Origin of the sequence: Mucilaginibacter auburnensis, from assembly GCF_002797815.1 — a bacterium.
In the GTDB taxonomy this organism is placed as follows: Bacteria; Bacteroidota; Bacteroidia; order Sphingobacteriales; family Sphingobacteriaceae; genus Mucilaginibacter; species Mucilaginibacter auburnensis.
Genome location: NZ_PGFJ01000002.1, coordinates 1,406,399 through 1,426,791, shown reverse-complemented (window position 1 = coordinate 1,426,791; position 20,393 = coordinate 1,406,399). Strand labels below are relative to the sequence as shown.

Here is a 20,393-nt window from a genome sequence, read left to right as displayed (position 1 = left end):
TTTAAAATCCGAACAGCCTAAATATAATCAGGCCAAATTACCGGAGTGTTAAACATTAATTAATAAAGAGGGAGATCCTTTAAAACTGGATAAAGTTGGGTTATGAGTTCCGTAAATTAATCAAATCCTTAAATGGTAGGAGCGTTTTACCGGCAAGTTGTAAACCGGAATGGTGGAGGGTTTTAACTCTGAATTTCCTGTTACAACCGCTGATGCATCGAACAAAAGTTCGGCTACATACAGTTTGTGTAAAGCTTTGGCTATTAAATTAGAGGCATTGCGGTTAACAGTAGTTTTGTAGATCTTTTTAAGGCCTGTAACATCGCTGCCCGGTTTGTCATTATTCTTGGGAGTTATCCTATTAATCTTAAGGCCAAATTTTGCAAAGCTATACTTTTCGGGTTTAACAAAATAGATATGGTTAAGCACAACAAAAAGGTATCCTGCCAGTAGCAGAAGAACCTTCAGTTGTTGTTTCTTGCTTATTGCCATATTTGCAAGTTATGAAATTTAACCTTAAAGATAAAATCTAAGTAATAATTACCCGGATCCTTCGGCTTGTAATAGACATTTAAAGTCTTTATAAAAAGCTATACATTAGTAGCTACAAATCAATTCCATCCTGATCATGATAAAGCCAGTTATACTTAAAGTAATTTTATTTATCCTAATAGCCGGACCGCTATTCGGGCAAATTAATACGTCTAACATTACCATTACTAAAGCTGATCTGGAAAAAGCCGGACGATCAATCCCTGCTTCGGCCATTGGTGAGCCGGTTGGTTCTGTTGTGCTGTATGAGCCGCGTTGGGTTGAAGCAACTGGTACCATGCCAGCGCATGGCATTATTGAGGGTTCAATTATGCCGGTTGATCCTAAAGGATGGCCCATTAATTTTAGGGTGATATTGCCCTCAAATTGGTCGCTTAGAGGAATGCAGCAGGGTGGAGGTGGTATGAATGGCACAATTGGTGTTAGCGCAAGGGGAACTGCGTTGGGCAAAGGCTTTGTACTTTACGGCAGTGACAGCGGTCACCAGGCAGGTGGCATGGGGCCTGCAAACGGACCCAACAAACCTTTAGCTACGGGCCCGGCAGGTGGAGACGAATGGGCGCTGAATGATGAAGCTGTGAAGAATCTGGCATACATGCAAATGAAGAAAACGCATGACGCAGCAATGGTGATCATGGAACGTGTGTATGGTAAAAAACCTGTATATAATTATTATGTAGGTACATCGCAGGGTGGCCGTGAAGCGTTGACGGTTGCGCAACGTTACCCCGCAGATTATGATGGCATAATAGCCAATGTTCCCATCTTGAACAATTCAACCCTGATGTTAGCTCCGGTGTTAGTTCGTATACAGGAAAAACCTTTAGATAATTGGGTAACGCTCGCAAAAGTTAAAGCTATTACAGCCGAATTTTTAAGGCAGTGCGATGCGCTTGATGGTATTGCAGATGGCATGATCAACAATTATATGGCCGCGCGTGCTATATTTAATGTAAAGGACGGCGTTGGGCCTAAAGACCCATGGAAGGCTTTAAGAACCCCAAACGGCTTAGACCCCAACCCGGCAGATACATCGGTAAATGCTAAACTTACCAACGGGCAAATAAAAACTTTAGAGTTTATGTACAGCCCATATACCTGGAAAGCACCACTGGCCAATGGTGTTAGATCATTCGGTATGTGGTTGCCAAATACTTCCCCTGCTGATTTCGGTTTAATTGCCAATACCCGTTTTAAAGGTCAGGAAGGTGCGCCGGATAATGCGCGTTTATTTACCCACCTTGGTATAGCCGGGGTTACCGGATTTTTGATGCAGGATCTGAAAGCAAATTCGCTTGACTATGTTGAAGATGGAAAATGGACGAAGCGCAGGCAGGAAATATCAACCTGGCTGGATGCTACCAACCCTGATCTTGCTGCATTTTATAAGCGCGGCGGAAAAATGATCATTACCAGTGGTTTAATGGACAACCTGGCATCTGATGGCGCTCAACTGGATTACTATCAATCGCTGATAGATAAAATGGGCCGACAAAAAGTTGATGACTTTGCCCGCCTGTTTGTAGTACCGCATGGCGGCCACGGTTTAAGCGGAAAGGGGTATAACGTTAACGGCGAAGGAAAAGGTGTTAAAGCAAAAAACATAGCAGCACCAAATGGTGATGATAACTTGGACCTGTTAGTGTCATGGGTTGAAAAGAAGCAGGCGCCTGCTAAAACGCTTGTTGTTGATGAAAAAGGCAAAATCGGGACAGATAAATATGTAAAAGGATACTTGTTATGCTCTTATCCTAATTATCCCCAATATACTACCGGGGCCGTTGAAGATGCTTCATCCTACGTAAGTGCCTCTCCTGATCTGAAATCACTAAAATAAACCAAAGTATTTTTGAGATGAATGCGCTTGGTTATTCTTCTACATATGACGCTCGTATACAGTAAGCTATAAAAGGGCGAACATGTTGAAAGCTTGGAAAATGCAAAAATGGATGCCTTTTTCAGGCTTTTGCTGTGCGTAGATGGTAATAATTAACCTCGGTTTTATAAAAGTTGTTGTATATTCACGGGCCGACATTTATTATGCTAATATTCAATTAATCTTATCATGAACGGAGAATTTAAGGTAAATAATTTTGATCTTCTAAGGATATTCGCTGCTACTGAGGTTCTATTTATCCATTCTCTATCACATTTTGGTATCAAATTGCCGTTGTGGCTGGATATATTATCAAATTTTAGCGGTGTACCCATGTTTTTTGTGATAAGTGGTTTCCTTATCTCTGCAGCATATGAGCGTAATAGCGATTTGAAGATATATTTTTCTAATCGTGCGTACAGAATTTTTCCGGCTTTATGGGTATGTCTGCTTGTTACCATTGTGGTTATTTCTGTAGCAGCTAAAATTAGTTTCATCAACAGCCAAACTATACCCTGGTTTATTGCGCAGTGTGTTGGGCTGATTTATACGCCGTCATTTTTAGAGAACTTCGGCTTTGGGTCATATAACGGAAGTTTATGGACCATACCTATAGAATTACAGTTTTACCTAGTGTTGCCTGCTGCTTACTGGGCAATTAATAAGGTAACAAGTTCTGAAAAGAAAAAAACGGTGGCTGTTATTGTACTGGCTATTGTATTTACAATAATTGCTTATTTAGTAGCCAGATATTATACCGTAACAGATTTCAGTTTAGAAACCCGAACACAAAAACTGTTACGTTACAGCTTTGTACCTCACGTGTTTTTGTTTTTTGTAGGTAATGTTTTGCAGCGGGCAAAAGTTTATCAATCTAATCTTATCTACAACAAAGGACTGTATTGGGCAGCTATTTATTTAGCCTTTTGCTACATTTTTCCCGGGAGTGTGCTTAAAGATGTATTAAGTAAAATTCTGTTGGGTGTGTGTACCATTTCGTTAGCATACAGCATGCCTAAACTGTCTGCCAAGGTGTTGCGCGGAAATGATATCTCTTACGGCGTTTACATTTATCATGGCTTGATCATTGGCGTTTTAGTTCATTTAAAATTTATGACTATTACTGGTGTTATGATTGTTTTTGCTGGTGCTTATGTGTTAGGATACTTGTCGTGGATAGCTGTTGAACACCCAATTTTAAAGTTCAAGAAACGAAGTATACGGCGCGTGCCCGATTGAGTTTTTGGGCATTAAGGTATCTATCATCTCTATCACTCCGTCTTTCTGACATTGATAGAACAACAATCTATTCTTTCCTTATTATGAAATAAACGCTGTTTGCCTTGTCTGGATATGTAAAACAAAAATGCCGATGTGGGATGTATAAGTGCCTTACGTAGCTTAGAGTAACTAAAATAGTTATCAGCGATAAAAGGGTTATAGATTAGCTATAATTGCTTTAGGACGGTAAAATGTAGCCTTTAATCTAAAATTTATTACTTTGTAAATGATGCTTTGATTGTTAATCAGTCAATTAAGGCTTGGTACATTGTAACGGAAATTTTAATGAGCATAAAAACACTTATACTGCTTATAATCAATAGTTTAATTGTGCTTGTGATAGCGCTCTTATCTTTTTTGTTTTATAAGCAGTTTTCAAATGTTTTGAACGATAGGATCTTGATGCAATTGAATTCCATCGAAACCCTTGAAAGTATTCAAATAGAAAAGCTGATAAAAACGAAATGGAATAGCTTTGCGTCGACTCAAATAGATAACTCGGATATAGACAGCAACGTTTTTCGGCTTCCCGATAGCGTGAAAGCAATTGATGGCATTCACGATCTTACGTCTTATCATAAAGATAAAAAAGCAACAATAGGGTTTATTTTAAATACCGAAAAAGGTAGGAAAATTGAAGTAATAGATTACAGCGATATACAAAACATCCTGTTGGAGCGAACTGGTATGGGCAAGAGCGGAGAGACTTATCTTGTTGGTCAGGATTTTAGAATGCGTTCAGAATCCCGCTTCTTTCCTCATAAAAAACCTTATGATATTACCGTAAAAACGAAGGGCGTTATTAGCGCTCTGAAAGGTGTAAACGGAAGAGGCATTTTAGATGATTACAGAGGCATTCCTGTTTATAGCGTACACAGCCTGATAAAAATTTCAAATTTAAAGCTGGTCATTCTCTCCGAGATTGATGTAAGTGAAGTTACCAAACCCTTAGATGAATTGAAGAGAAGGCTAACTACACTAACTTTTGTTATTTTCTTAGTTGCTGTAACCCTTTCTCTTTTCCTTACACGCATCATTATAGATCCAATAAAAAATATGCGTAATAGCCTGAGAATAATGGCAAAAGGCGACTACCATCAGACTATTGAGTATAAAAGAAGTTCAAGTGAAATAAAGGAAATGTTTGATGCGCTCTCTCAACTGAAAGCTTCTTTACAAGGCGCTGTGAAGTTTTCTGAGGCCATTGGCAATATGGATCTGACCACTAATTATCAACCCAATAGTGCTAATGATGTTCTTGGGAAAAGCCTGCTGACAATGAGAGATAAGCTGATTGATTTTAAACATCAGGAAGATAATAGCAGAACAATATCCAATAGGTTACTGGTAAATGGTTTAGAAAACGAAAGGCGCCGACTGTCAAGAGAACTTCATGACGGGGTTGGCCCATATTTAATTTCTTTGAAGTACTACATTGAAAACAACGTTGAGAATGCGTTGGAGAAAACCGAAATGAAAAGAATAGTAGACGAAACCATTTCTGAGATCAGATCGATGTCAAACGCGTTAATGCCTGCTTCAATAGACGATTTTGGGATTGGCGTAACATTAACCAACTATATTGAAAATTTGAACAGATCAACCAGTATAAGTATTGAATACGAGGATCTTACCAGGCAGGAAAATTCAAATATCACCAACCATCAGGCAATCAATCTTTTTAGAATTTGCCAGGAGTTGCTTAATAACTCAATAAAACATTCCAAAGCGAAAAACATACGTATCACACTTTCAGAATTTGACGAGTTTATTTCACTTTTTTATTTTGATGATGGTATTGGTTTTGATATTAATACAGTAAAACTGGGGTCTGGCATCACTAACATTAAAGAACGTGTAGATATTTGTAATGGTGAAGTAACTATCAACGCTTTACCTGGAAATACCACTTTCGAAATTGAACTACCTATTGAGCTATGAATGAGATAAGATTAATAATTGCTGACGACCACGATCTTTTTAGAAATGGGCTTGTTGAGTTACTCAAAAAGCATGAAGACATTAAAATTGTTAAAAGCGTTGCTGATGGCTTTGAGCTTTTCAATTTAATAAAAGAGGGGTTTGATGCAGATATAGTTTTGCTTGATCTTACTATGCCTAAAATGGACGGTTTTGAGGTTTTGAAAGAATTAAAAAACTTAGAAGCTAAAATAAAACCCATTGTAATATCTATGCATAGCGCTGGTAATTACATTGCAAAATGCGCCAAAATGGGTGCATACGGATATTTATTAAAGAATACTGATGAATCTGAATTGATCTTCGCAATCAGAACTGTGCAAAAGGGGAAGAAATATTTTAGCGCAGAAATTTCTGAGAAAATGATCAATTTTATGTCTGCGCAAAGCGTAAGCGATGGTGTTTTATCAAACAAAGAGACCGAGGTGTTGGGGCTGATATCTAAGGGATTTACTACAAAAGAAATAGCTGCTAAATTATTTGTTAGTACCCGAACAATAGAAACCCACCGCAACAGCATCCTTAAAAAACTTGAGGTAAAAAACACAGCAGAGCTTATTAAAAAAGCTACTGAAATAAATCTGATATAAATTATCATCCTCCTTATCCGTGTAAATACGGATATAAATAGCGTAGATTCCTATAATTCTAAAGCGCTTGCCTCCACTGTAAATTTGTTTAAACAACAAAACGATACAGTTATGAAAGCAGCGATAGTAATATTAGGGTTGTTTATCGTTTCAACAAGTGCGGTGGCACAAGATAAAAGCCCGGTGAAACAAAGTGATCTGAAAGGTCCAGAATATAAAAACTACAAGGTTTGGATGCACAAACTTGAGCCAACAGTAATACAGTCGGCCGCTACAGCAGAAACACTGCAAGGGCCTGAGTATAAAAACCGCCAGCCTGCAAGGCAAGTTTCAAATGTAGAACAAGCGTTGGTGAGCACGGTTGGTAGTGAACAGCAAAAATTAAAAGGCCCTGAATATAAGAATTTTAATCACGCCCGTAGATTAAAGTAGACATTGCTTATTTACTTATTGTTTAAGTATAAAACCGTAGCATTGAATATGATGCTGCGGTTTTTTTGTTTAATAGCATTAGTTGGGATACGCTTTTTTAACAAAAAAAGCCCCTGATTTTCATCAGAGGCTTTACTGGGTAGCGGGAGCAGGACTCCGCCCGAAGAGTCAAAAATCTCTGTTTCAATCATTTTTGATGCTTTCTTATATCTGTGTACCGTACATTGTACCGGCACTCTATTAATAACTTTATTAACGACTAATATACGCCTTTCGGCTTGTAATGGTGACGTGTGTTAAGAAGTATCTATCATAATCTTAAGATTTAAGTAAAACAGTTAATTATTTAGCGAAACCCAGGTTTGAGGCAACAAAGCAAGAAAGGAAACGGAATAAATGAAAGGTTGTGCGTGAGGCTGTGTTTATGCCGTAGTCTTTCATGCGCTTCAGCAGCCGAAGTCTTAACTTTGCTTAAATGATTAATGATTTCTATTCCCAATTAATAGCACCACTTACTATTTTCCAATAAATATTGTTTTTCTCTTCTTATATAGGAAGTTACAAGATTTAATGATTTCCTGGAAGTATGAACTATAAGCACTGTCGCTATATATAGATTGAATAGCCACTTTTAGAGTAGTGCAACTATGTTAATAGCGCTCAATGTTGCAAATGAATGGTTTTAGCGCTTAAATGTGCAAAAAGCGCGTTTTAAGTCTCAATTGCTGCATAAAGACTTATTTGGCGTTTTATACTTTACAAAATCATCATTTAAGTATTAGAAGCGTGAACGTGGTAGTTTGGTGCGGATATTATTGATTTACAATTTCCAGAAAACTTTGTCTTTTCTTCTTTATATAGGAACTTAGAAGAAATATGATTTTTCTGGAAAGTAATTTTATTTCCAATTCATTGATTATGGTATTGAATGTGTCTGCGCCTCAACACAGCAGCCTTATAAGGTAAGAGCAGTAATTAGCGCTATGATTAGACAAAAGCTCTTCATGTAACTTTTCAAAATATTACTACAATTTTTTAGTCTTAGCTTATTTAAGTATTTTCGTCCTGATTAAATAATCCAAACTAAACTTTGTTTCTAATTCCTAATCGGCCTGTTTACATAAGTATTGGTTCGCTGTTAACTGTAATTATTCAGTTTTCGTTCGCCTTAATCTTTCAAGTTAAGGCACAATCAAATCAAGTAGTTTCAAATGGTAGTTTTACTCAACCCATAGTTTACCCGTCAGGATCTTGTGGCTATACCTGGACCAATAGTAACTCTGGGATTGGCCTTCCCGCAAATGGAACAGGTGACATAGCTTCTTTCCGCGCTATCAATACCGGTACGTCATCTGTTACAGCAACTATCACTGCTACGCCTGTATCAGCTCCATTAGCATATGTTGCCAATTCCGGTTCAAATGATGTTTCTGTTTTTAATACGGCTACCAAGACCATAGTCGCTACTATACCCGTTGGCCGGAACCCGTTTGGCGCTGCTGTTAGCCCAAACGGAAGAACAGTATATATCACAAATAAAGATGATGCAAGCGTTACATTTATTGATGTATATACAAATACAGCCGTATCTACTGTCCTTGTAGCTTCAAAACCTCAGGGCATTGCTGCCAGCCCAGATGGTAATTACCTGTATGTAGCATGTGGTAATGCTAATTCAATTTCGGTAATTGATGTCAGCGCAAAAACAGTTATCGCCAACATCAGCGTAGGGCAAGATCCTTATGGCGTAATATTCAACCCAAACGGTACCCGCGCTTATGTAACCAACAATAAAGGAAATTCGGTGTCAGTTATCAACACTGTAACAGGCAACGTAATATCCACGATTAATATCGGCGCTAATCCTGCTGGCCTGGTGACCAGTGCTGACGGTAATACGGTGTACGTAGCCATGACCGGAGCCAATAAATTAACAATTATTAACGCGCTCTCCAACCTGATAACAAAAGAAATAACGGTTAGTAATAATCCGGTGTCAATAGTCATTAACCCTTTAACCAGCCGAATCGCTATGGTTGGAATTTCGGGATTCATGAACATTGTTGACCCCATAACTAACTATGTTATTGGTACACCTTCGCCTGGTGCGCAAGGCATGGCATTCACGCCTGATTATTCAGCTTTTTATTACACCGATAAAATAAATAACCGACTATCATATACTGCTGCCAATTTTGGAAGTGGTGGCATCATATCTCCTTTTGGCAACGGTCCAACTTCGTTTGGCAACTTCATAGCACCAGGACCGCCATGTAATATGCCCACAGTCAAATTTACCATACGTGTAGATCCGTCGCCTAATATACAGTTAAGTGCTGTTACAGGACATATTACTGCTTGTGCTGGCTCTCCGTCGTCCAGTTCGGATATTCAACAGTTCCAGGTGTCAGGTAACGGCTTAAATTCTGACATCAACATAGTGGCCCCAGCCAGTTTCGAAATTTCTCTAAATTCGGGTAGTGGCTTCGGCAATACCCTCATTTTACCTGCCACATCGGGTTCAGTTAGTCCAACCACTGTCTTTGTCAGATCGTCGTCCACCGCAGTTTCAGGAAATTTAACAGGAAACGTGGTTTGTACGTCAACTGGGGCTGTTGCTCAACAGGCAACCGTAAGCGCCGCTATTAACCCACAACCTTCAGTGAACATAGTAAGCAATCAAACCCTATCGGCTGGCGGCAGAACCACTGCTATTAATTTTTCAGGTACAGCAAGTGTTTACAGTTGGGTAAACAACACACCGGGTATTGGTTTGGCCGCGAATGGCAACGGCCCCATCAGCAGCTTCACGGCGGTTAATACAACTCAAGCTCCTCTTACGGCAACCGTTACCGTAACCCCTTCTTCAGGTAACTGTAGTGGTGTAGCAACTACTTTTAATATTACTGTTAACCCCGCGCCGGTTATAACAGCTAACAGTACTTTACCTGTAACTGCCACTATAGAATTTGGCAATACATTATCTTCACGGTCATTTACCGTGTCTGGCTTAAATTTGTTAGACAGAATAACTGTTGCTGCCCCTGCTGGTTTCGAGATTAGTTTGGATGATATTAATTTTACCGAAACCACATTGTTAGGTACCGGAAGCAACATTCCTGTCACCCCTGTGTACTTCAGGTTAAAGCCGGGTGCTGCTACAGGCACCTACTCGGGTAATATTGCGTTAAGTAGCCAGGGTGCGGCAAATGTTAACGTAGCTATGCCCAACATCACTATAACTCCGGCTCCGCTAACCATAGCTGCGGACGACAGAGTTAAACAGTATGGCGAGGTCTTGTCCAACAACACCAGTTCAGCGGCATTCAAAATCACCTCCGGTATTTTGAAGAACGGTAATACGCTCAATACGGTAATGATCAATTATGGCGCCGGGGCTTCCGGAAATTCCGGTATTGGACCTTATCAAATTACTCCGACAACGGTAAATTCCGGGGGTAATGGTTTTGCCGCCGGTAATTATAGTATCAATTGGGTAGATGGCACTTTAACGGTGTTACCTGCTCCGCTAACTATAGCAGCAGATGATAACCAGAAAATTCAAAATGCCCTTAACCCGACATTAACCTTCACTTATAGCGGTTTTGTAAATAACGAAAACGAAACTGTGCTAAATGTTAAACCAACAATAACCACAATGGCGACAACAACATCTCCAGTTGGCAGTTATCCAATAAATGTTACAGGCGCGGTTGCACCAAATTATACCATTACTTATGTAGATGCGTTGCTCACCGTCATTCCTGCTCCGCTTTCTATTGTTCCTCCAAATGCTTTTACTCCAAATGGCGACGGTATAAATGATACCTGGGAAATTCCGGCATTGGTAGCATATCCTAAGTGTACAGTTAAAATTTATTCCCGCTCAGGGCAACTGGTGTTCCAGTCAACGGGTTACGCAAAGCCGTGGGATGGCAGTTATGGTATTACACAACAGCCTGTTGGGGCTTATTACTATATTATTTATCCTGCCGGCGAGCAAAGGCCGTTATCAGGCTCGGTAACAATTGTTAGGTAATACTTTGATAGGGTATAATTTCGCTTAAAATTACATAAGCCGTTCAAACAATTTATAATGGTGCAACAGGAAATATCATCTTTACATCCACAACCACACTAAGGTGGGCCACCTAAATATACGACATAGAAAATAACTTTATACCAATTGGGGCACCTGCTAACTGACTATCAAACCATTAATTTTTATTCATTTTGCAAATGGTACAACTTTTACGTCAGGAAATTCAGCTTTGAATCGCGCGCAAAAAATTAAAGATCAACATGTTGTATTTTAAATTTTTGAACTGTTTTTTGGTACACCAAATGAGAGAGGCTTTAATACACTAAGTAAAAAAGCCTGGCGGTTAAACCAGGCTTTGAGTATTTTTTTCAAATTTGGCTTATAATGGCACACGCGGCACGCGTGCGCCAGCTTAGGGCTTTTTCATTAGTCGATATTATCTATATCATAAGAACTGTTACTATTCCCAAACGGCCTATCGCCAATCCAAATGTTATATTTTTTTGAATACATCGACATTCCTTTCATCAATTTTGCGTCAAGCGATTTGCCAACATCTTTAACATACATAACCATAAAAATATGGTAGTACATTCTATAGTAATCTATGCTAATCAGGTCCGAATTACCAATTGTATTGTAAAGCCTCACCATCTCAACATACTCAATAGGATCAAATTTCCTCCATTCGCTCATTAGGTTAATATAATTAGATATCTTTTTGTCAAACTCTTCCCTCGTTATTGGTATGCCGATTTTTTTTCCATTTTTACCTATCAATCTAATTGAATCCTGAGCATCTACTTTATTAAATGAAAATAAAATGATGTTTATTAAAAGCAGCAGCTTGACGTAGTACATAATCTAAGTTATCTAGAAAATTTATATTTTGGATAATCTTTATTAATAATTTTTAAAGCTTCGGCGGAAATGTTTCTTCTAAAATCAGAGTCACTGAATAAATAGCTAGCTCCTTGCACAAAATTGCCCCCGTTAATTTGTAATCGATATAAATCGTACCCCCAAGTAAATCCCCCTAATAGTCGATCAACGCCAGTTCCGTTATAATTAGTTGCAACAAGTATAACATCAAAAACACTTTTCTCGTTATAAAATGCTCCATTTTGTCTGTCGGTCACACCAAGACTGCCCTCCGTTCCAGACCAACTAACGTCTTCAGAAACTTCCCTTGGATTTAGATAGTAGGGATTGCCTTCTTGAGCAGGTGCTCCATTTTGAGCAGAAGAGGCATATGGAGAGTTAATACCTCCGTCCACGAAAGACATGTTGCCATTTACTCCACCCGTTCCCCTATATACTTGAATAACTTGAAGCCCACCAGCTTTAATACCTTTGACGTCAAATTGAGCAGCTAACCTATTTAATTCTAGTCTCCCTTTTAAATTGATTATCACTTTTTGTATTGCATGCGCCATATGATTCAATCCTGTTATAATAGCCCCATTTCGCACACCATCCCAAAAATTTCCGCCTGCTAATTTAGAACTTAATCCTCCAGATAACATCCCACTACCATACATTCCAGCTGTTCCCCAACCACCTTTTAAATTACTAAGCGGACCTTTAAGTGCAGAACCGACAATAGAACTTGTGAATCCTGATAAAAATCCTGGACCGAAATTACCGCCATTAGCAACAGACATTAGCCCCCCCGCTGTTCCATGCGCCACCGCCTGAAATGCAGCTCCACCTAAACCACTTAGATGCCAGCTCACAGCTGCATTACCAATCAAATTTGCTACACCGCTTTGTGCCGCACTAAGCACCACTGCTTTTAGCCAACCATCAAAAAAACTCTTTCCAGCGGCATGATTACTAAGCGCATTTGTATAAAGGCCCAGTATAATAAATTCCCAGAATTCACCGCTTTTGTCAGTAAACTTTAGCGGATTGTTCATTACATAAGCATAGCGATTAAAATTTTGTGTATTACCAGGGTCCTGAACAAAATTATCTGGCGCTAAGAAACGGTGTAACAAGGGGTCGTATAACCTCGCGTTCATGTTTATTAAGCCTACACCCTGTAAATGCTCGTGCCCGGTATAACCGCGGTCTGTTATTCCCAGTGCATTTAATGTTGTACCTGCACCGTTTTCTAATTTTACAATGTTACCCCACGCATCAAAATGGCGTTTTTCCTGCACCGCGCCATTGGCATCGGTTATCATTATAATGCTGCCTAAATAATCGCGCAGCAAATAGAATAATCCATTGGTGTTAACTATGCCTCCTGTTTGCTCATATTTCCATATGGCGGGAGCGGGGTATCTCTACAATTTATTTCTTGCTGTTTCAAACTCCGATAGTAACTTATTTAATCGCTCTACCTCTTCCAAACTATCAGGGTTTTGGTATATCTGCTCAACCCTGCCTAGAACAAGCCTGAATTGAGCCTCGGTAGTAATTTTTCCTTTTTTTAATATTTGGATAATTTTTTTTGCGATCTTATCATCGTCTTTTAATAAGTCCTTTCCAAAAGTTTTATTTAACAATAAGTTGAGTTCGTTGAGGTCATTTTCAGGTAACTCTTTGGCAAATTCATTAATATCTTTTATAAGATATCTTGAGCCTCGTAAATTCTGCTCATTGTAGGATTTGACTACAACTTCTTCAAACATTTTCAACACTACATCAAGGCCATATTTCTCCAGCAAAAAGTGTATGATAGTGAGGCACCAATCCTTTATAAACGAAAGTTCCTTTTGTTGGATCTCATTGAGTTTTCTTGCCATAAATCTTAATAACTTTTCGTATTAAATTTGTAGTTTCCAAAAACGTCAATTTGCTTTAAACTAATGTTTTCCCTGCCAGCATAATGATCCCTTAAAAACTCTTCAACATGTAATGCATCCCAAATTGCGCCTACTTCTAATCCCGCAGCTTCTTCTTTAGGCCTATTGTAAATCGTATTACCATTAGTTTTTATTTTGCATAAATCAGGATGGCCGATTTCTTCCAAGTAGTATTTACTGTTCTGTAATTCTTTCTCCAATGGTATTATTCCAATTATTGGCCATCTTCCGCGTTCTATGGCGCCAATATTTACTATCATTTTATATATAATGGGGCTCCTTATAATCTCTTCAAGATCATTTATATCTTTATCTGCTTTTTTATCATAAAGTGCCACGTCGCCATAGTTCAATATTCTACCGTATGTGTGAAATAGTGTATCAAACTGAATTTTAACTATACCTCCAGGTATTTCCTTTTGCTTTTTTTTCATTTGTATTATACCTAATTAGTAGCCTGTATAATCCGCGATTTCGCCAAAGATCGAGCTTGATAAATTATGAAAAATTCTCCCTGCGGGATTTATTTTGGAAACACCTCTTATTGAATTTCCAAGCATGGGATTTCCGATACCACCGTAAAAATCGATTAACTGTTGTTCCCGCCCACGTATTGTAGCATATGCAGCAGAGGATGTTGTAAAGCCAAATCCCGGAATTGCACTAATTTTTACACCTGCTGATACGCGATCTTCGACAGCAGGACCATAGCCTTTCATATGATGGGTTGCATCTCTGCGTCTTAAAATATCTTCTACTCTACCTGTTCCACTTGTTCTGCCTACATAAACCTTGCCGTTTGGTCCGCGTTTTATATATGTTATAAATTTTCTGTCGGTCGCTGCTGTTTCAGCCAAATCGATTGCTACAGCCGTGGCTATTGCCAAAGCAACCGGGGGCACTAGTTCTGCCAAACCAGTGCCAATACCAGTGCCGGTGCCAACCCCACCTAATGGTATTACTACCCCCGCCAACGCCGTATTACAACAACTACCTATTTGATTCCCACCCTGATCGCTTATAGCATTGGCCGACGAGTTATTATCAGCGCCACCAAAGTCCCAGCTACTGCCGCCACCACCGCCGCCTCCCCAATCATTTGAAGGCTCGGAGAAAATATTCACCTGATCTAAAATGGCTTGCCCTTCTCGCCTTAATTGATCTAAAAGCTCCGCATCTTCCTTTTCACGTTGTTCTCTCGCCTTTCTTTCTGCTTCCGTCTCTTCTTTGTAATTACCGGTTGGGTCTGTATACTTTAAAGGGTTATTTAGTACATACGCATAACGGTTATAATTTTGCGTATTAAATGGGTCCTGCATCACATCATCGGGTGCTAAAAAGCGATGTAATAAAGGGTCATATAACCTTGCGTTCATGTTTATTAAACCAACACCCTGTAAATGCTCATGCCCGGTATAACCACGGTCTGTTATTTGTAGTGCATTTAGCGGCACACCTGCACCGTTTTCCATTTTTACAATATTGCCCCAGGCATCAAAATGGCGTTTTTCCTGCACCGCGCCATTGGCATCGGTTATCATTATAATGCTGCCTAAATAATCGCGCAGTAAATAGTATAAACCATTGGTGTTAACAGTGCCTCCTGTTTGCTCATATTTCCATATGGCGGGAGCTGTATAGGCATCGCCACCCAAATAAAATACAAAGCCGGTTTTACCTGTTACTTTATCTTCGGTAATTTCCATACTGCCATCCTCGCTGTAATGGCGCACAAAAGGCCTTGCTGTTTTGGTGGTGTTGGTGCTACCATAATACATGTGTGAGCGCTGCCCGGCACCATTGTATTCAAAGTCAATACGTTCTTTACCGTCCTCATTAATAGTTACCGGCGCTTTAAACGCGTTATAAGTAACTTGCTGCAATTGCCGGTTTTGATAATTATTGATGGCAAAATTGCTCAAATTGGTTAATCCGGCTTGCTGATACGAGTTGCCCGTATAGGTATAATTACCCAACTGGCTGTTTATGGTTATGCGCCCACGCGCATCATAGCTTTGGGTGTTGCTAACAGTAGCGCTGTTTTCATTAAAACCGGTCAACCTGTCCTGGTTATCATAGGTAAAACTTTCGGTCCACGGGTTGCCGGGTGTCGGGTTAAAGGCGCTGTTGGTACGGCTGGTTAGGTTAGCCGTTACCGCGTCAAAACTAAAGCCAAGTTTCATCAGCTCTACCGGAATACCGGTTACGTTGTCTGTTCTAAATTCGGTGGGCGATCCAAAACTATCATAAGTATTGGTTTGCTTAAGTGCTGTACCTAACAGCGCGGTAGTTACATGGCCCCGGGCATCCTGAGCGGTTACCTTCCATATGCTGTTACCCGCGTTGGTAATTTCTTTCACTTCGCCATGGCTATAAATGTAAGTTAACGTTTTGCTTACGGTAATGTTGTTGGCCTTGTTTTTTGCCTCGTTGGTCTCATTAGCCACCTGGTCCAGACTGTTATAAGTTAAGGTTTTAGCAAATCTGGCCTGCGGGTTTTCTTCTACCACGCTTATCAGGCGTTTGTTAACATCATAGCCGTAAGTATAGTCAATATCGTTATGATAAATATTGTCGTCTAAATTTATCGTCTCCAATAATTTTGTAGCGCTATTGTAGCCGTATACATAATGCATATTGGTATTATCGCTTACAATATCTCTGGTGTTTAGCCTTCCATCAGGTAAATACGTATAATTGGTAACCCCCTTAGGAGTGGTTTGGCTAAGCGGTTCACCAAACTCATTATAGGTGTATGTGTATACACCTGCTGATGGATCGGTAAGTTTGGTTTTTCGTCCCCAGCCATCCTGCTCAATTGCCTGTGCCGAACCTCCATAATCTGTTGATTTTAAACCGCCGTTACCAAAATAGGCATAATTAATGGTGCCCCCCGGGTCTTGTACGCTTTTTATATTGCCCATAGCATCCCTGGTAGTAACTACGGTTTTGGTACCATCATTAACGGTGGTTTGTAATCCGTTGTAACTAATGCTGGTGGTTTTGCCGGTAAATGAACTCATGCTTATTACACGGCCATAATTATCATATTCAGTGGTGTTTACCTGACCATAGCTACCAATACCTGGTTCGCTACGGCTAATTTGACCACCATAAATATCATACCCATATGCCATAGATACATACTGCCCTAACACATCTGCATTAGCAATAGAAGTAGTTTGCCCTAACGCGTTTATAACGGTAGTATTGGATTGCCCTTCATCATTTGTTTTAAACACAGATATACTTCCGGTATTGACGCCACCATAACCGATATTGGTTTTATTGTTCAGGTAATCCCTGGTTTCCGTCACTCTTCCCCAAACGTCATAATCATAATTGGTAGTTTGTCCATAACTATTGGTTAAACTGCTCATGGTACCGTTACTACTGTTATATGTCATATTGGTTTCCAGTCCGTCTACCCCGGTTAGTTTGACAACAAACCTGCCGCTGGCATCATAATCCGTTTTTATTACGCGCGAACCATCACTTGTAGTAACTGTTTTCTTCTTTACGTTGCCGAAGGCATCAGGTTCATAATCTTCGGTTATAAAGTTGGTGCCGTTGCCTTTGCGCTTTATTTGTGTAACAAAGGCTCCGGTATAACTATATTGTTCTTCGGTACTGAAGCTATCGCCACCAATGGTTGAAGTTTCTTTTTTGTTGTTTACCCGCCCAAAGTACCAGGATGTTGGGTTATTATTGAATACATAATCAACGGTTTTAGTGCCATGGCCCGAAAAATTGCTGGTATAATGGTTAACATTATAATAACTATCATAGCCATAGCTGGTTAAAGTATTAGTTTTATTCAGCAGGTCTTTCACAATTACCGCTGTTGGCTTATTAATAAAAACTTTGCTGGATAGTAGTTGGGTATTGTAGGTGTAGTCGGTGCGTGTAATGTAATCATATATCGCAGCGCCGTCATTCATGCCATTCGCAGGGTCATCCAGTTGGGCAATAAAAATGCCATTGGCGGCATCTACGCTAAAGCCAGGTTGCATGGTAATAGATTGTGCGGCTACTACCGTTTGAGTTGTATTAACTGCTGTAGCTAATACAATATCGGGCGTGGTACCCTGAGCGTTTTTAATATTGTCTGAAATAAAAGGCGACTTTGAAGTAAACGAACGCACAATGGCTCCACGCAGTAACGGATCAGTAACATTAGTTGTAAATATCTTGCGCTGATCATTACTATCATCATTTTTTATCCAGTTGCTTCTAACAGTTTCGGTAAAGCCCAGGTAACCCAAGCCAGCCATATTGCGCACTGCAGATTTATAGTTAAATATCTGCATCACATCCGACGGAGCAGTACCGGTAAAAATACGTCTGAGTTTACTTACTACCTTTATTCCGGGGGCATACTTCATATTTACATAAGGATAAACATGTTTTTCGTCTCCTATGTAAATTGGCACCGGATAACCGTCGTCTGGTACAGCAGCTTTGTATTCAAGCCTATGTATCACACCAGCCTGAGCCACGGTTTTTAACCCTCTTATACTCTTCATGTCCTGAAGATTGCTAAATTGAGTTATCGTGTTATCGCTTAGTAAACCAAATTCAAGCTCATAATTTGGCTGTTCATTATTTAAAAAGAGAGGGATAGGAAAGTTATCCAGGTGCGTGTTCATACTCACTTCTGAACCCAGCCCAAATTCACCCGGGCCTATGTTATTATATACTTTAACATTTGCATTGCCCCAATGCGCATTGTTGGTTGTTGTTGTATAACTTATAATATCAGTTTTGCCATCGTTATTAGCGTCGTTAGGTATAAGTGCGTTAGCGGAGCTAAAAGGATATGTTTTATCTTGTTTAATAAAACCCTTACCTGTAGAAATAAACAACGTAAAAATATTATTATTTGCAGTTGGGAACATTATATCTGTTTTCCCATCGCCGTTAAAATCACCAAACAGAGGTGGAAAAGCTGTTGGTGTAGTTGGACTGGTAAATGCCCACAATAAAACCAGTTCATTAGCTTCGTTTAAATTGTATACATACATTCTTTCGGGAGTGATATGTAATAAATCTGTTTTGTCATCCCCGTTAAAATCTCCAGTATATATTTTATCATTTGAGCCAATTGTCCTTATTAAGGAGCCCGAAGCAGTTACAAAATTTGAAGAGAGTCGCCTGTCCAGATTAATAAAATGAATTCTCGCTGTGGTATCAGACGTACACCCGTTATTTGAATATGGCAGGCTGAACGCAATAACATCAGTAAGGCCATCTCCATTAAAATCACCTGAACAGTATCTTCTTGGAATTTGTAAACTTGGGTTAGTACCAGGAGCACAAGCTTTAACAGGAGCATTCCATATTCGTTGATATTCCTTCTGTACCACGGAATATGCACCCTCTGAATATGTCTTAAAAACGATTACGCCATCAGACGGCTCTTGAACTAATAATAACCCCTGCCCTATAGCTACCTTATTGTCTGCTTTTAAATACGTTGATGCAAATGCAAAGAAAAATGATGTATCAACAGCATCAGTAAATGCGTCGCTCGTAATTTTACCGGGGTCCCACTTTATCCAAAACTTATTTTTACCAGTTGGATACACAACTATATCCATTTTACCATTGCCGTTAAAATCCCCCGTTAACACATTGGATTTTAATCCGCTAATTCCAGATAAATACGGGTCTGTTGATGTTGTTACATTAAAATAAGGGTGGTTATCACCGTAATAAAAATAAATAGGTTCAAAGCTTTTGGTGCCATCCCCACTTATTTCCTGTATGGTTGCTATTTGCTCATAGTTAAACCCGATTATGGTATTATGAGTTAAGGCATATGTGCGGTACCCAACTCCGTTACCCACAACATCTATCTGCTTCAGTATTTTAGTCAAACGAATTTCTGTTCCTCCTATATACAGTTGCCCGGTGCGCTGCCGAACATCGTAGGTGAAATTGATCTGATTGATAGCTGTGCCCGAATTTAGTGCACCATATGCAATTTGGTCAATAACACTAACCTCGTTACTTTTTGTATAGGTATAACTAATACGTACATTTTGCGGGTTATCCATATAGTTTATGGAATAAGTGTTTTTTGTACGCGAATCTGCGTTCTGCCCATACACCGCATGCGAGCCATCTGCATAATAAACGTCAAAATACTGTGGACCCAACCCTGTACCTAACGAGCCATGTGATACAATTTTTGTGTTTGAGTAGTTTTCTGTTTGATACTCTGCACCATCAGCGCCGTATGTGCCACTTTTTAAAAGCAGGCGTTGCCCGTCAAGCGCAAATCTGTCGTCCATATCGCCTTTTACAACACCTATTCTATCATCATGAAAACGGGTTGCCGGTATTCGTGTAATAGTGGATAGACCACTGATGTTCCAGCCGTAGCCTGCCAGCCCGTCGCCACCCTGACTATTATAAACCAAAGCGATTTTGGGCACAACACCGCTAATACCTGGCGGTACAGCTATAGGTACGGTATAAGTTGATGCTCCGCTTGATGAGACATCTATAGCGGTAACTGTACGCCCGGGATCAATGGTTGCCGAGGATAAAGAGGAAGTATTAGATAAGGGCAGATCACTAATATCGGATGAAGCAGCACCCTTTATTGATGAAGCTGTGCTTTTGCCCGATGTTACCGTAACAATGGGTTTTTTACGGTTGTTTGGATCTGGTTTTATATATTTAATAGTATCAGCAAAGTTTACGGTTTTAGTTGTATCCTTTTTTAAGGAATCAGGTATCACTTGCGAATAAGCAACTGAGGTTAAACACAATATGCTAAAAAATATTGTTGTGATAAGTTTTTTCAGGTTCATAAAAAT

General features: G+C 39.6%; 12 protein-coding genes. 6 read left to right on the top strand and 6 right to left on the bottom strand.

Translation table 11 applies throughout. From position 1 onward, the window contains the following. Positions 1 to 120: 120 nt before the first annotated feature. Positions 121 to 492: a hypothetical protein gene (locus CLV57_RS17065; RefSeq protein WP_100342585.1), complete on the bottom strand. Its 372-nt coding sequence runs from the start codon at positions 490 to 492 to the stop codon at positions 121 to 123. A 136-nt stretch (positions 493 to 628) separates the two neighbouring features. On the opposite strand from CLV57_RS17065, the gene CLV57_RS17060 reads away from it, so the two are divergent. The 6 genes from CLV57_RS17060 (at position 629) to CLV57_RS17030 (ending at position 10,750) form a co-directional block, all read left to right on the top strand. Next, positions 629 to 2,389 (top strand): tannase/feruloyl esterase family alpha/beta hydrolase, encoded by a 1,761-nt coding sequence (locus tag CLV57_RS17060; protein ID WP_100342584.1) that lies wholly within the window; start codon positions 629 to 631, stop codon positions 2,387 to 2,389. A 228-nt stretch (positions 2,390 to 2,617) separates the two neighbouring features. Then, on the top strand, positions 2,618 to 3,667 hold the full coding sequence (locus CLV57_RS17055) for an acyltransferase family protein (protein ID WP_100342583.1): 1,050 nt from the start codon (positions 2,618 to 2,620) through the stop codon (positions 3,665 to 3,667). A 426-nt stretch (positions 3,668 to 4,093) separates the two neighbouring features. Then, positions 4,094 to 5,650 carry a sensor histidine kinase gene (locus tag CLV57_RS17050; protein WP_169927096.1) on the top strand — a complete coding sequence of 519 codons (1,557 nt, stop codon included), beginning with the start codon at positions 4,094 to 4,096 and terminating at the stop codon, positions 5,648 to 5,650. After that, complete coding sequence (locus CLV57_RS17045) at positions 5,647 to 6,279, top strand: response regulator (protein WP_100342581.1); 633 nt, start codon at positions 5,647 to 5,649, stop codon at positions 6,277 to 6,279. The genes CLV57_RS17050 and CLV57_RS17045 overlap by 4 nt, the downstream gene beginning before the upstream one ends. Positions 6,280 to 6,363: 84 nt before the next feature. Beyond that, positions 6,364 to 6,711, top strand: coding sequence for a hypothetical protein (locus tag CLV57_RS17040; protein WP_157799206.1), 348 nt, complete (start codon positions 6,364 to 6,366; stop codon positions 6,709 to 6,711). Between the two features lie 1,090 nt (positions 6,712 to 7,801). Further along, entirely contained in the window at positions 7,802 to 10,750 is a 2,949-nt protein-coding gene (locus CLV57_RS17030) for an MBG domain-containing protein (RefSeq protein WP_100342578.1), read from the top strand. 429 nt (positions 10,751 to 11,179) lie between these two features. Here the strand turns inward: CLV57_RS17030 and CLV57_RS18440 are convergent, their stop codons facing one another. The 5 genes from CLV57_RS18440 to CLV57_RS17005 form a co-directional block, all read right to left on the bottom strand. Further along, positions 11,180 to 11,449, bottom strand: a complete 270-nt coding sequence (locus CLV57_RS18440) for a hypothetical protein (protein WP_157799205.1) — start codon at positions 11,447 to 11,449, stop codon at positions 11,180 to 11,182. Positions 11,450 to 11,622: 173 nt separating this feature from the next. Continuing rightward, positions 11,623 to 12,942 carry an RHS repeat domain-containing protein gene (locus CLV57_RS17020; RefSeq protein WP_100342576.1) on the bottom strand — a complete coding sequence of 440 codons (1,320 nt, stop codon included), beginning with the start codon at positions 12,940 to 12,942 and terminating at the stop codon, positions 11,623 to 11,625. Between the two features lie 102 nt (positions 12,943 to 13,044). Further along, positions 13,045 to 13,506: a hypothetical protein gene (locus CLV57_RS17015; protein WP_100342575.1), complete on the bottom strand. Its 462-nt coding sequence runs from the start codon at positions 13,504 to 13,506 to the stop codon at positions 13,045 to 13,047. A 5-nt stretch (positions 13,507 to 13,511) separates the two neighbouring features. Further along, positions 13,512 to 14,000 carry an Imm26 family immunity protein gene (locus CLV57_RS17010; RefSeq protein WP_100342574.1) on the bottom strand — a complete coding sequence of 163 codons (489 nt, stop codon included), beginning with the start codon at positions 13,998 to 14,000 and terminating at the stop codon, positions 13,512 to 13,514. A 15-nt stretch (positions 14,001 to 14,015) separates the two neighbouring features. Continuing rightward, complete coding sequence (locus CLV57_RS17005; protein WP_100342573.1) at positions 14,016 to 20,387, bottom strand: RHS repeat-associated core domain-containing protein; 6,372 nt, start codon at positions 20,385 to 20,387, stop codon at positions 14,016 to 14,018. Positions 20,388 to 20,393 lie beyond the last annotated feature (6 nt).